This window comes from Streptomyces sp. NPDC050121, assembly GCF_044460385.1.
Taxonomy (GTDB): Bacteria; Actinomycetota; Actinomycetes; order Streptomycetales; family Streptomycetaceae; genus Streptomyces; species Streptomyces soliscabiei.
Genome location: NZ_JBITJV010000040.1, coordinates 30,904 through 44,133, shown reverse-complemented (window position 1 = coordinate 44,133; position 13,230 = coordinate 30,904). Strand labels below are relative to the sequence as shown.

Annotated in this window: 12 protein-coding genes; 6 read left to right on the top strand and 6 right to left on the bottom strand. The window is 70.2% G+C overall.

The window, feature by feature from the left end:
- Positions 1-9 precede the first annotated feature (9 nt).
- The 3 genes from ACIBTS_RS39910 to ACIBTS_RS39900 form a co-directional block, all read right to left on the bottom strand.
- The gene (locus ACIBTS_RS39910; protein ID WP_079660107.1) at positions 10-258 is read right to left on the bottom strand and encodes a hypothetical protein; all 249 of its coding nucleotides are present in this window, start codon (positions 256-258) and stop codon (positions 10-12) included.
- On the bottom strand, positions 255-782 hold the full coding sequence (locus tag ACIBTS_RS39905; protein WP_399325588.1) for a sigma factor-like helix-turn-helix DNA-binding protein: 528 nt from the start codon (positions 780-782) through the stop codon (positions 255-257). The genes ACIBTS_RS39910 and ACIBTS_RS39905 overlap by 4 nt, the downstream gene beginning before the upstream one ends.
- A 188-nt stretch (positions 783-970) precedes the next feature.
- Positions 971-1,480: a MarR family transcriptional regulator gene (locus ACIBTS_RS39900; protein ID WP_319672305.1), complete on the bottom strand. Its 510-nt coding sequence runs from the start codon at positions 1,478-1,480 to the stop codon at positions 971-973.
- A gap of 163 nt (positions 1,481-1,643) precedes the next feature.
- On the opposite strand from ACIBTS_RS39900, the gene ilvA reads away from it, so the two are divergent.
- The 3 genes from ilvA to ACIBTS_RS39885 all read left to right on the top strand — a co-directional run bounded on the left by ilvA (position 1,644) and on the right by ACIBTS_RS39885 (position 4,907).
- Positions 1,644-2,873: a threonine ammonia-lyase gene (gene ilvA / locus ACIBTS_RS39895; protein WP_399325586.1), complete on the top strand. Its 1,230-nt coding sequence runs from the start codon at positions 1,644-1,646 to the stop codon at positions 2,871-2,873.
- 169 nt (positions 2,874-3,042) lie between these two features.
- Positions 3,043-4,047, top strand: a complete 1,005-nt coding sequence (locus ACIBTS_RS39890; protein ID WP_319672303.1) for an ATP-binding cassette domain-containing protein — start codon at positions 3,043-3,045, stop codon at positions 4,045-4,047.
- Positions 4,044-4,907 carry an ABC transporter permease gene (locus ACIBTS_RS39885; RefSeq protein ID WP_399325583.1) on the top strand — a complete coding sequence of 288 codons (864 nt, stop codon included), beginning with the start codon at positions 4,044-4,046 and terminating at the stop codon, positions 4,905-4,907. The genes ACIBTS_RS39890 and ACIBTS_RS39885 overlap by 4 nt, the downstream gene beginning before the upstream one ends.
- Positions 4,908-4,967: 60 nt before the next feature.
- On the opposite strand, the gene greA is transcribed toward ACIBTS_RS39885, so the two are convergent.
- The gene (gene greA / locus ACIBTS_RS39880) at positions 4,968-5,468 is read right to left on the bottom strand and encodes a transcription elongation factor GreA (protein ID WP_399325581.1); all 501 of its coding nucleotides are present in this window, start codon (positions 5,466-5,468) and stop codon (positions 4,968-4,970) included.
- A 191-nt stretch (positions 5,469-5,659) separates the two neighbouring features.
- Positions 5,660-6,061 (bottom strand): DUF4307 domain-containing protein, encoded by a 402-nt coding sequence (locus ACIBTS_RS39875; RefSeq protein WP_399325579.1) that lies wholly within the window; start codon positions 6,059-6,061, stop codon positions 5,660-5,662.
- A 125-nt stretch (positions 6,062-6,186) separates the two neighbouring features.
- Between ACIBTS_RS39875 and mca the strand changes: the two genes are divergently transcribed.
- Together mca and ACIBTS_RS39865 are read left to right on the top strand one after the other, a co-directional pair.
- Positions 6,187-7,047 (top strand): mycothiol conjugate amidase Mca, encoded by an 861-nt coding sequence (gene mca / locus ACIBTS_RS39870; RefSeq protein ID WP_079660100.1) that lies wholly within the window; start codon positions 6,187-6,189, stop codon positions 7,045-7,047.
- Positions 7,040-7,291, top strand: a complete 252-nt coding sequence (locus ACIBTS_RS39865) for a hypothetical protein (RefSeq protein ID WP_319333552.1) — start codon at positions 7,040-7,042, stop codon at positions 7,289-7,291. The genes mca and ACIBTS_RS39865 overlap by 8 nt, the downstream gene beginning before the upstream one ends.
- Positions 7,292-8,066: 775 nt before the next feature.
- Here the strand turns inward: ACIBTS_RS39865 and ACIBTS_RS39860 are convergent.
- The gene (locus ACIBTS_RS39860) at positions 8,067-11,309 is read right to left on the bottom strand and encodes a tetratricopeptide repeat protein (protein ID WP_399325577.1); all 3,243 of its coding nucleotides are present in this window, start codon (positions 11,307-11,309) and stop codon (positions 8,067-8,069) included.
- Positions 11,310-11,556: 247 nt separating this feature from the next.
- On the opposite strand from ACIBTS_RS39860, the gene ACIBTS_RS39855 reads away from it, so the two are divergent.
- Entirely contained in the window at positions 11,557-13,212 is a 1,656-nt protein-coding gene (locus ACIBTS_RS39855; RefSeq protein ID WP_399325575.1) for a recombinase family protein, read from the top strand.
- The last annotated feature ends 18 nt before the right edge of the window (positions 13,213-13,230 follow it).

Below are 13,230 nucleotides of genomic sequence, written 5' to 3'. Positions count from 1 at the left end.
CCCCAAGGGCTACCAGTCGGTGAGCGGTGGAGTCGTCTGTGACGGCGGCTCCACCCAGGGCTGGGCCACCGCCGCCCACACCACGAACGCCACGGTCGCCGCGAACAGCAGCAGCCACAGCAGTCGCAGGGCGAGCGTGTGGCGGCGCAGGATACGGCTGCCGCGGCGTACGACGTCGGCGTGGAGGTCCGTCGGCACGCGCGGCGCCGTCCGCTCCATGATCCGGCGTACCGCGGCCTCCCGCTCGGCCCGGTTCACGAGGCCGCCGCCTTCGCCCGGCGCACCGCGGGCGCCGGTTCTCGCGGCGGATGCAGCAGCGTCGCCGTCGCCCGGTCGCAGGCGGTGCGGACACGTTCCGTCGGCAGTCCGAGCAAAGCCGCCACCTGTTCCTCGGCGACGCCCTCGTAGAGCCTCAGGACCAGGATCAGGCGCTCCTGCGGGGTGAGCCGCGCCAGCGTGCCGGAGGCGGAGTGCGGGCGGGTACGGCCCAGGGGCAGGGCGTCGTACAGCTGCCACGCGTACTGGTGCCACGCCTCGTGCGCGAAGCGGGTGGCCAGATACTCGCGGGCACGGTTGTACGGGTCCTCGCCGTGCAGCCGGTCCCAGCACGCGTATGTGCGCGCGAGGGCCAGCGTCAGCAGCCGACGCGCGCGCGGGTTGTCGTGCGGGGCCTCCGCGGTGAGCAGCGTGGCGGCGTGCAGCAGCCGCCCGCCCGCACCCGCGACGAACGTCTCGAACTCCCGGTCCCGGCGGGCTTCATGGGCCGCACGCGTCTCTCGCACACCGAGCCTCCCGCCTGACGGCGTCCCCCTCGAGGGCCATATGCCCCGGTCTCATATGAGGCCAGGGGCGGGCTTTCGGTCAAGAGCCGCGCACGCCCGCCGGAAAGTCGTCGGAAGGTCACGGGAGAGCGAGGGGACGCGCGTGGGCCGCCGCGCGGGGCCGCCGGTGCTCAGGAAGTGGCCGGCGCTCAGGAAGTGGCCGGCGACGGCTCCGTGCCCGGTAGGCCCTGGACCGCCATCCGGGAGGACAGCGCGGTGTTGAAGCGGGTGAGGAGCGCGCAGAACGACTCGCGCTCCTCCGGTGCCCAGTCCTCCGTCAGCTCGGCCATCAACTGACGCCGGGAGGACCGGACTTCCTCGAGACGCGACTGCCCGCGCGGGGACAGCTGGAGCACCACGGCCCGCCCGTCCTCGGGGTGCGAGGTCCGCTTGACCAGGCCGGTTTCGACGAGCGGAGCCACCTGCCGGGTGACCGTGGACGAGTCGATGCCCATGCTCGCGGCGAGCGCCTTGACGCCCATCGGGCCTTCGTTGTCGAGGCGGTTGAGCAGCAGGTACGCGGCGCGGTCCATGGAGTTGCGCACCTGCCCGACACCGCCGAGCCGGGTCTGTTCGGCACGGCGGGCGAACACCGCGACCTCGTGCTGCAGCGTGTCGAGGAGACCGGTGTCACCGACGGTCATCATGTCCATCGACATTTCAGGTGTTGTGGGCATGGCCGGGGGCTCGCTTCATGAAGGGGCTGCTGGAATGGGGGACAGAGTACGCGGCTGGAAGGCGGGTCGTACCGGCGCTGCGGAAACCGGTCTCGGAGGTTGGTCACAACGGTCGTTCCCGCCTGTGAACTGCGATGCTGGAGTCATGAGCTACAGCACGGCTGACTCCTTGCGCCGCGTCACCCTCGACGATGTGCGCGGCGCCCAGAAGATGCTGTCGGGCGTGGCGCGGGTGACCGCGATGGAGGGCAGCAGGCATCTGACCCAGCTGGTCGGCGCGCCCGTCCACTTCAAGTGCGAGAACCTCCAGCGGACGGGATCGTTCAAGCTGCGCGGCGCGTACGTCCGGATCGCCGGGCTGCTGCCGGAGGAGCGGGCCGCGGGGGTCGTCGCGGCGAGCGCGGGCAACCACGCGCAGGGCGTCGCGCTGGCGTCGCGGGTGCTGGGCGTGCGGTCCACGGTGTTCATGCCCAAGGGCGCGCCACTGCCGAAGATCAGCGCCACGCGTGAGTACGGCGCCGAGGTGCGCCTGCACGGCGCCGTGGTCGACGAGACGCTGGCCGCGGCGCAGGAGTACGCGGCCGAGACGGGCGCGGTGTTCATCCACCCCTTCGACCACCCCGACATCATCGCGGGGCAGGGCACGGTCGGCCTGGAGATCCTGGAACAGTGCCCGGAGGTGCGCACGATCGTCGTCGGGATCGGCGGCGGCGGTCTCGCGGCGGGCATCGCGGTCGCGGTGAAGGCGCTGCGGCCGAACGTGCGGATCGTGGGCGTGCAGGCGGCGGGGGCCGCCGCGTACCCGCCCTCGCTGGCGGCCGGCCGGCCGGTGTCGATCAGGAACCCGGCGACGATGGCCGACGGCATCAAGGTCGGCCGTCCCGGTGACGTGCCGTTCGGCATCATCGGCGAGCTGGTGGACGAGGTGCGCACGGTGACGGAGGACGAGTTGTCCACCGCGCTGCTGCTGTGCCTGGAGCGGGCCAAGCTGGTCGTCGAACCGGCCGGGGCGAGCCCGGTGGCCGCGCTGCTGAGCAACCCCGGCGCCTTCGAGGGGCCGGTCGTCGCGGTGCTGTCCGGTGGCAACGTCGATCCGGTGCTGATGCAGCGGGTGCTGCGGCACGGCATGGCGGCGCAGGGCCGCTACCTGGCCGTACGGCTGCGGTTGACGGACCGGCCGGGCGCCCTCGCCACGCTTCTCGGGGTGTTGTCAGTGGTCGACGCTAACGTTCTCGACGTGAGCCATGTGCGGACCGACCCCCGGCTCGGGCTGACCGAGGCGGAGGTCGAACTGCACCTGGAGACGAAGGGGCCGGCGCACTGCGCCGAGGTCGGCCGAGCCCTGCGCGACGCCGGCTACACCGTCATCGACTGAGGTCAGAGCCCTTTTGTCACTCATTCGTGTAAGTCCGTTGTGAGACGCGATACATCGCGTTATGGTGTGTCTCATGCCGCTCGAGCCCGTGTACTTCCGGCCCTGTCGGGCGGAACGAAAAGTGCAAACCTAGGCTTTCCGAAGAATCCTCAACGACGTGGAGACTCATATGCCAGGCGCCATCTACGCCGAAGGCCTGGTGAAAACCTTCGGTGACGTAAAGGCTCTGGACGGCGTCGACCTCGACGTCCCGGAGGGCACCGTCCTCGGCCTGCTCGGGCCGAACGGCGCGGGCAAGACCACCGCGGTCCGCTGCCTGACCACCCTCCTGCGCCCCGACCGCGGCCGGGCCGTGGTCGCCGGCCTCGACGTGCTCAAGCACCCCAACGAGGTGCGCCGCTCGATCGGCCTGTCCGGCCAGTTCGCGGCGGTCGACGAATACCTCACCGGCCGCGAGAACCTCCAGATGGTCGGACAGCTCTACCAGATGAAGGCCGGCGCGGCGAAGGCCCGGGCCGCCGAACTGCTCGAGCAGTTCGACCTCGCGGACGCCGGCGACCGCACCGCCAAGACCTACTCCGGAGGCATGCGCCGCCGCCTCGACCTGGCCGCGGCGCTGGTGGTCTCCCCGCCCGTGATGTTCATGGACGAGCCGACGACCGGCCTCGACCCGCGCAACCGCCAACTGCTGTGGGAGGTCATCAAGCGACTCGTCTCCGGCGGGACGACGCTGCTGCTGACCACCCAGTACCTCGAAGAGGCCGACCACCTCGCGCACGACATCGCGGTCGTCGACCACGGCCGTGTCATCGCCCGCGGCACCTCCGACCAGCTCAAGGCCCGCACCGGCGGTGAGCGCGTGGAGGTCGTGGTGCACAACCGCGAACACATCACCACGGCAGCGGAGGTCCTGGCCGGCTTCGGCAAGGGCGAGACGACGGTCGAACAGCACACCCGCAAGCTCACCGTGCCCGTCTCCGGTGGCGCCAAGCTCCTCGCCGAGGTCATCCGCGAGCTCGACACCCGCGGCATAGAGATAGACGACATAGGCCTGCGCCGCCCCACGCTCGACGACGTCTTCCTGTCCCTGACCGGACACGTCGCCGAGACGAAGACCGAGACGAGCGAAGAGAACAGCCACAACGGACACAGTGAGAGGGAGACCGTCAAATGAGTGCCGTCACCGACGCCGTACGCGGCGCGGCGCCCGCCCCCGCCCATCCACTCGGACAGTCCGTCCGCGACTCGCTGGTCGTTGCAAAGCGCAACTTGATTCGCATGAGCCGGATTCCGGAAATGGTTATTTTCGGGCTCATCCAGCCCATCATGTTCGTGGTGCTCTTCACCTACGTGTTCGGTGGATCCATGCGGATAGGCGGCAGCACGAGCGCCACCGACTACAAGAACTTCCTCATGGCCGGCATCTTCGCGCAGACCGTCACCTTCGCCACCGCGGGCGCCGGCGCCGGTATAGCCGACGACATGCACAAGGGCCTCATCGACCGCTTCCGCTCCCTGCCGATGGCGCGCGGTGCGGTACTCACCGGCCGTACCCTCGCCGACCTCGTGCAGACGGCGCTCACCCTGCTCGTCCTCGCGGTCGTCGCCCTCCTGGTCGGCTGGCGGGTCGGCTCCGACGGCGACACCAACATCGGCAGGGTGCTGGCCGCCTTCGGCCTGCTGCTCCTGCTGGGCTACGCCTTCACCTGGATCGGCGCCCTGATAGGCCTGAGCGTCCGCACCCCCGAAGCGGCCACCTCCGGCGGACTGATCTGGCTCTTCCCGGTGACGTTCATATCCAACGCCTTCGTCGACACCAGCAACATGACGCCCTGGCTGCGCCACATCGCCGAGTGGAACCCCTTCAGCGCCACCGTCCAGGCCTCCAGGGTGCTCTTCGCCAACCCGGGCCAGTCGCAGTCCGACGCCTGGCCCATGCAGCACCCGGTCTGGGCCTCGCTGATCTACTCGGTCCTGATCGTCCTGATCTTCCGGACGCTCGCGGTCCGCAAGTACCGCTCGGCGACGGCATGACGAAAGCCCCCGGCGCACGGGGGCGCCAGGGGCTCGTCCGGAAAGCCAGGAAAGGAGGGCTCAGCCGCTGTAGGGCTCGGCCCTGAGGATGCGCACGGAGGCCTTCTTGCCGTTCGGCAGTTCGTAGGCCGCGTCCTCGCCGACCTTGTGACCGATCACGCCGGTGCCCAGGGGGGACTGCGGCGAGTAGGTCTCGATGTCGGAGCTCGCGTACTCGCGCGAGGCGAGCAGGAACGTCATGGTGTCGTCCTCGTCACCGTCGAAGGCGATCGTCACGACCATGCCGGGCGCCACCGCGCCGTCCGTGGAAGCGGGCGCCTCGCCGACCTTGGCGTTCTCGAGAAGCTGGGTCAGCTGGCGCACGCGGAGCTCCTGCTTGCCCTGCTCCTCCTTGGCCGCGTGGTACCCGCCGTTCTCGCGCAGGTCCCCCTCCTCGCGCGCGGCGGCGATCTTGGCGGCGATCTCCGTGCGCGCAGGACCAGTAAGGTACTCAAGCTCGACCTTGAGCTTGTTGTACGCCTCCTGGGTCAGCCAGGTGACGGACTCGCTGGTCTGGGTCACAGGTGCTCCTCGTCGGTACTGGGAATACAAAGCATCGCCCTACCCAGAAGCATGTTCCTCAGGTGATGGGCGAAACCACGAGCCTAACAATTCAGTGGCCGAAGGGGGAGGACATAAGCCATGAGAATTACGTCAGTGCAGGTCAGCGCGTACGTATTGCGGCAGATACCCTGCGGCCGGGCCGCGCGAGGTCACCCGGTGTGACAGCCGAGCAGCTCCGCCGTCGTGCCCTTCGCCGTCGTCCGCAGCGTGACCACCTTGTCGATGCGGCTGTCCGCACCCGAGAAGCGGAAGTCCGCGCGGCCCACCTCGGTGCCGTCGGCGGCCTGCGAGCGGACCGTGCAGTAACCGCTCGTACCCGAGTCCTTGCGGACCTCCAGATGGAGCTCGACCGCTTCGTCCGAGGTGGCCTTGAAGGTGATCACCTCTGCGCTGATCTTGTTCTGGCCGACGTAGTGGTAGGCGAAGTACCCCACCAGCACCAACAGCAACGCGCCCAGCACGGCACCGGCGATCTTGAGCTTGTGGTCGGCGCGATCGTCCGAGGCACGGCCGTAGCGGCCCTCGGGCAGTCGCGTGCTCGCCGTACTCATGATCGTCCTCCCGGCGCGGAATTAATCGCCCCCCGATTCGGTCACTATAGAAGCCTGCGATCGCGCCGGTTCACGCCGGGCGCCGACTTACCGAGGATTGAGTCTTGACTGACCAGCTGCGACTGATGGCCGTGCACGCCCACCCCGACGACGAGTCGAGCAAGGGCGCGGCCACCATGGCGAAGTACGTGTCCGAGGGGGTGGACGTGCTGGTCGTGACCTGCACGGGCGGGGAGCGCGGCTCCATCCTCAATCCCAAGCTGCAGGGCGACAAGTACATCGAGGAGCACATCCACGAGGTACGCAAGAAGGAGATGGACGAGGCCCGCGAGATCCTCGGCGTCGGACAGGAGTGGCTCGGCTTCGTCGACTCCGGCCTGCCCGAGGGCGACCCGCTGCCGCCGCTGCCCGAGGGCTGCTTCGCCCTGGAGGACGTCGACAAGGCGGCCGGCGAGCTGGTGAAGCAGATCCGCTCCTTCCGCCCTCAGGTGATCACCACCTACGACGAGAACGGCGGCTACCCGCACCCCGACCACATCATGACCCACAAGATCTCGATGGTGGCCTTCGAGGGCGCGGACGACGCCGAGAAGTACCCCGAGAGCGAGTACGGGCCCGCTTACCGGCCGCTGAAGCTGTACTACAACCAGGGCTTCAACCGTCCCCGCACCGAGGCGCTGCACCAGGCGATGCTCGACCGCGGTCTGGACTCCCCCTACGGGGAGTGGCTCAAGCGCTGGGAGGACTCCGGCATCCAGGAGCGCACGCTCACCACGCACGTTCCCTGCGCCGACTTCTATGAGATCCGCGACAAGGCACTGATCGCCCACGCCACGCAGATCGACCCCGACGGCGGCTGGTTCCGGGTGCCGATGGACATCCAGAAGGAGGTCTGGCCCACGGAGGAGTACGAGCTCGCGAAGTCCCGCGTCGACATCTCCCTCCCCGAGGACGACCTCTTTGCGGGCATCCGCGACAATGCCTGACATGAGCGCAAGCGTGAGCCTGGCAATGACGCACCTCGTCCCCCTCGCCAAGGAGGTCGACGAGAACAAGGTCACTCCCGGCGTCCTCGGCTTCATCGTCTTCGCGGCGATGGCGGTGGCGGTGTGGGGCCTGATGAAGTCCATGAGCAAGCACATGGGCAAGGTCGACTTCAAGGAGCCCGCGAGCCCGGAGGAAGCCTCCGGCAAGGGCACGACGGAGACGGCCTCCCCCGCGAAGGGCTGAACCGCCGACGGCCGTGACGCCCCACGGACCGGCGGTGACCGCACCGGCACCGGCGCACGCCGTCGGCCACGCCACTGCGCGTGTCCGACGGCCCGCCGACCGGCGACAGCAGCAGACAGGCGGGCGGCCGCACCGGCCGAGGCGCGGCGAGCGCCCCGGTCCGAACGCCGTGAACCACGTCGCCGCGCGCCCCACAGGGCGGCCACGGCCAAGCGCCGCACCCCGACCTCCCCCTGCCTCCCCTTCCCGGACGCGGCGCACCGCTCTGCATCGGGCCACAGGGCGGCCTCGACCTCACGGCCCCACTTCCCCGGTGCCTCTCCCGGTCGACCCCGTGGTCTCACTTGCCTGACGCGGTGATCGCCCCGCGAGGAACCCGCAGAACGGCGTCGCCCAGGCGGCCTCGCCCGGCCTTACCCGACCCCGCCTTGCCTCGGCCTCACCTGGTCCCGCCGTACCGGGTCCCGCCGTACCCGGCCCGGCCTCGCCCGATCCCGCCTCGCCCGGTCCCGCCTTGCCTCCGGCCTCACCTGGTCCCGCCGCTCCCGCTCCCGTCGCACCCCGGGGTGAGCCCTCGCCCCCGGACTCAGTCGTCGCTCCCGGGGTCAGCTCGTGCTCCCGGACTCAGCTCGTGCTCCCGGGCTCAGTCGTGGCTTTCGGGCTCAGCTCGTGCTCCCGGGCTCAGTCGTGGCTTTCGGGCTCAGCTCGTGCTCCCGGGGGAGCCCTCGCTCCCGGGGGGAGCCCTCGCTCCCGGGGGGAGCCCTCGCTCCCGGGGTCAGCCCTCGTGCGGGGGCTTGGCTGGGGTTTCGGCTGAGGTAGTGCCTGGTGTCAGGGTTACGCCCATCACTTCTCGGGCGTGGCGGCCGGGGACCATGCCCAGGCGCCAGGCCTGCCAGCCCGCGTCCAGGTTCACGCCCCTCTCCAGCAGGAGTGCGTAGGCTTTCGTGCACTCCTCCAGTTGGCTGTCCCGGGACGGGTGAGCCGCGCGGACGAGCTGGGACAGTTCCTCCTGGGACACCGCCGTCCCGACCTCGACGCCGCCCGGGGCCGCGTACGGCAGGAGGGTGCAGCGCAGGAAGCGGGCCCAGTCCTCGCCGCGGCGGTCGCCGTACGACGCGAAGAGGGCCGTCGCCTCCTCGCACAGAGCCAGTGCGGCCTGCGTACGGGCGTTGCCCGCGTCGACGATCGCGAGTTCCAGGCAGGTCCAGGCCTCGCCGTGGGCGACGCCGATGCGCTGGAAGTCGGCGCGGGCGTCGACCAGGAGCTGGCGGGCGAAACCGGAGTTGCGCAGCGAACCCGTCTGAGCGGCACGCTGGTCGCGGGTCACGCGGGCCGAGTGGTGGCGGGCGCACGCCAGGCCGTAGACGTCCCGCAGGCGGGAGAAGAGCGAGCGGGAGCGTTCCAGCTCGCGGACGGCATGGTCGAGGTCGCCCGTCTCCTCCAGGGCCAGGCCCAGGTAGTAGACCGTCCACGCCTCGCCGCGCGCGTCCTCGTTGTCCCGGTGCCGGGCCGCCGCCCGGCGCAGGTCCTCCGCCGCCGGTCCGGGGTCGCCGGCGATGAGCCGGGCCCGCGCGAGCTGGGTCAGGGCCCACGCCTCTCCGCGGGCGTCGCGGGTGCGGCCGTACAGGTCGAGGGCGCGGCGCAGGTCGGCCTCGGCCTGGTCGGCGTCGCCGCGGCGCAGGTTCAGCTGGCCCAGCTGGAAGTGGGCCCACGCCTCACCGTGCACGGAGCCGCCCTCGCGGTGCAGGACCAGCGAGCGGGTGAGCAGGTCCAGGGCCTCGGCCAGATGCGCCCGGTCCCGTTCCACCGCCGCGAGCGCGTGCATCGTCCAGGCGCGGTCGGTGGCCAGCTCGGGCGCGGCCTGCAGGTCCATCGCCTCCCGGAGTTTCGCCGCCGCCTCCGTGAGCTGCCCCTGGTGGTGCAGGGTGATGCCCAGCGAACACAGGGCGCGCGCCGCCCCCGCGTCGTGGTGGGCCTGGAGGTAGAGGTCGACGACCGAACTGAGCGTCGTACGCGCCTTGTCGAGCTCGCCGAGCTGACGGGCCGCGATGCCGGTGCGCCACTGCACGGACCGCACCAGCAGGTCCTGGCCGACCGACTGCGCCAGTTCGCTGATCTCGCCGAGCCGGTAGAGGTCGCCGCGCAGCAGGCAGTAGTCGCACAGCGCGCCCAGCAGACTGAGTACGGCGTTCTGGTCGACGCCCTCCGCGTGTCGCAGTGTCGCCGTGATGAAGCTCGACTCGTCGTCCAGCCAGCGCAGCGCCTCGTCCAGGGAGGTGAAGCCGTGCGGGGTGAACCGGTCCGAGCGGGTCGACATGTTGCCGTCGACCAGCCGCAGCACGGAGTCGGCGAGCTCGGCGTAGCTGACGAGCAGACGTTCCTGGGCCGCGGCCCGCTCGGTCTGCTCCTCCTCGTCCAGGAGGCGGGCCTGCGCGAAGGCGCGGACCAGGTCGTGCAGGCGGTAGCGGTCACCGCGGACGTGGTCGACCAGACCGGCGTCGGCGAGGGCCGTGAGATGGCGGGTCGCCTCCGCCCGGTCCGTGGCCAGCAGCGCGGCGGCCGCGGCCGCGCCGAGGGAGGCCCGGCCGGCCAGCGCGAGTCGGCGCAGCAGCCGACGCGTCACCTCCGGCTGGTCGGTGTAGCGCAGCCACAGCGCCCGCTCGACCGGCTCCACCGGGCCGTACGCCCCAAGGTCCGAGGCCAGCGCGCGCGGCGAGCGCGGGCCCAGTGAGGAGCCCACGATCCGCAGCGCCAGCGGCAGCCCGCCGCACAACTGCGTGATCCGGTCGGCGGATTCGGCGTCGTAGGGACCCGAGGCGTCCTGCGCCGTCGCGCCCAGCAGCTCCTCCGCGCCCGCCGCCTCCAGAGGCCGCACCGCCAGCTCGTGCACCCATGCGGACAGCTCGGCCGGGAGGCTCAGCGGGGTGCGGGCGGTGACCAGGACGAGGCTGTCGGAGCGTTCCGGGACGAGTGCGCGGACCTGCTCGGGGTCCGAGGCGTCGTCCAGAATCACCGTGACCGGCAGGCCGGTCAGATGCTGGTGGTACAGCTCGCTGAGGCGTTTGACCTGCTGGTCCGCGGAGGAGCGTTCCCGGAAGAGGAGCTGCTCGCGGGGTGCGCCGAGCCGGTTCAGCAGGTGCAGCAGGGCGTCCCGGGTGGGCAGCGGCGTCCCGCCGGCGCTGTCGCCGCGCAGGTCCACCACGCAGGCGCCGCGGAACTGGTCCCGCAGATCGTGCGCGGCCCGCACCGCGAGGGTGGTGCGGCCGCTGCCGGGGGTGCCGTGCAGTACGACGACCGTCGGCCGGGTCTCCGTACTGGCCCGCGCCGCCTGCACCCACTGCCGGATCCGCGCCAGCTCCGCCCGCCGCCCGGCGAACGGCCCGGCGACTTCCGGCAGTTGGGCGAACGACTGGCCGAGTACGGTCCGCCCGCGCGCGGCCGCGCTCTTGTCCGCGCCCCTGAGCTGCGGTCCCGGCGTCTTCTTCGGACCGGTCGTCGCGCTCAGCACCCGCTGCTGGTCCAGGAACGGCCGGATGCCCCGCACCTCCAGCGCGGTGAGCCACTGCAGCCGCAACTGCTCGGCGCCGCCCGGCTGCCCCGCCTCGCCGGCCCGGTGATGAGCGGCCGGCAGATGCGACCCCGCCACCTTGACGACCGTCGCGGCCGCCCCGACGACCCCGACGGTCACCCCGGCGCCGAGCGCCGTACCGGGACCCGTGCCCAGCGCCAGGTCGGCGACCGCTGTCGTCAGTGCGGCAACCCCCGCCACCAGCAGGGGAGTTCGCCCGCCCTCACGCGCGTAGCGCTGCCCGAAGCTGATCTGCCGGGCCTCCGTCTCCTCCAGGGCGCGGGCATACTCCTCGTACTCCTGCGCGGCCGTCTGCGCCATGGCGTCCAGCGCGCCGCGCGCCCGCGTCATCAGCGCCTGCCGGTCGGTGCGCCCCCCGGACCGCCGCACCTCTTCCTCCACGGCTCGCGCCAACAACCGCTCGGCTTCCGCCCTATGCCCGTCCCGCATGTCCCGTCCCCCTCCGGCGGTCCCAGCTGTGCTTGGTCAAGTGTGCTGCGAGCGGCTCCGTGGCGCGAGAGGGCGCGAGAGGGCGACGATCACTTGCCGTTGTGGTCTTTTCGGGTTCTCGACCTTTCAGATCGCTACTTGTTCGCCGCTGCATCTGCGTTGGTGGATGGTGTCGCACTTTCAGAAAGTCTGACAAGTTTTGCCAATGCCTTCATACCCTTCTCGCAGGGATCAGAAGGGGGTTTGGGTGCGCGATGATCACGCGACGCTGGTCGCGTTGGGGTTCAGCTCTGAGGAACTTGCGGCGCTGGGGCTCGACGTGCCTGCGACGGCCGAGCCACCGGAGCTCTTGGACGCCTACCTACGCCGGAGCAGCAAGAAGGAAGACCTGATCACCCTTCGAGGCCACCTACGGGACCTGGTTCGCTGGGCGCGGGGAGAGGGCCTTCAGATCCGGCATGTCTGGTTCGAGCAACTCTCGGCGTCCAAGACTTATGTACGCCGCAAGGAGTTCGAGAAGGCCACACAGGCGATCATGGATGGTAGGTCCAGGACGCTCGGCGTGTGGAAGACGGATCGCTTCGATCGGCGCGGTATGGGAGCGGTAGGCCGGATGCTGGACGAGTTCGACCGTAGGCAGGCACGGCTGGTGTCCGTGTCCGAGGGACTGGACTCGTCAATGGGCGGGCGCATGGTCTTCGCGATCCTGAGCGAGCGTGCCCGCGAAGAAGCGAAGGACATGGCGAAGCGCATCAAGGCCGGCCACGACTCGCATAAGGCGGAAGGCCGGAGAGGAACGGGAAAACCGCCGTTCGGGCTCCACAGCCCGCCCAGAAGCGGCCGGGTCGAGCCTCACCCGGAAGAGTACGAAACGGCCCGCAGGCTGGCAGATCTGTTGCTCGACAAGAAGACGACGAAGGACACGGCCCACACGCTCAACGAAGAGGGTCTTCGGACCCGGAGCGGCGCCACGTGGTCACCCGCCGCAGTGAGCAAGCTCGCTCAGTCTCCGCTCTTTGGAGGCATGGTTCCTGTCCGGCGGCGCAGGACGGACGCATACGGAAATCCCCTGGACAGCTGGGAGGGGTACGGAGAACCCCTGCGTGACGAGATCGGCGAGATCATCATGTGCGGAAAGGGGGTTGTGACCACTGAGGAGTGGTTTCGGATCAAGACGCTCATCGCTGAACGGACCGATGCCCGCTGGGCGAGGGGCAAACCGGAAGCGAAGTATCTGGGCACGAGTATCTACCGGTGCGGTCGGCTGCGAGACAAGTCAGGGACAGGGAAGCTTGAACGCTGTGGTGGTCCGATGAGTCATCGTGGTGGGCGCTACCGGTGCGAAGTCCGGCAAGCGCGCGGCAGGTCCGTCTGTGAGGGCGTGGTGACACTCTCCGAACGCATCGACCACGCGGTTGGGCAGGCGTGGATCGACCACATCACGCAGCTTGAGCCGGACGATCCGGTGGTTGCCGAGATGGCTCGCCGGTGGTTCGCGTTTGCGGATCCAGAGATGCAGGCGAGGAGAGAGGGGGCGCAAAAGGCGCTCGAAGCCGCGCAAGATCGTGTGCAGAAGCTTGAAGAGGACTTTTACGTCTACGGCAAGATGGACGAAGAGCGCTTCGAGGAACTGAGCAACGGGCAGCGCGCCGTCATCGAGACCACGACCGCAGCCCTGGAGGCCTTGGAGGTGGAAGCCGAGGCGTCGTCCCACCTGCGATTCGACATGTTGAAGGAAGCATGGGAAGCGGCGGACACGGTCGACAGGCGGATGCTACTGAAGATCGCACTCGGGGGACGGGGCATCATGGTCACACCGGCGGCGCGGCAGGGGGATCCCACGCCGATCCTGGAGCGGCTCGAGTTCGATTGGCTTTCGAAGAAGGAGGCCACGATCGTTTGAGGAGACGTTTCAGGGGTG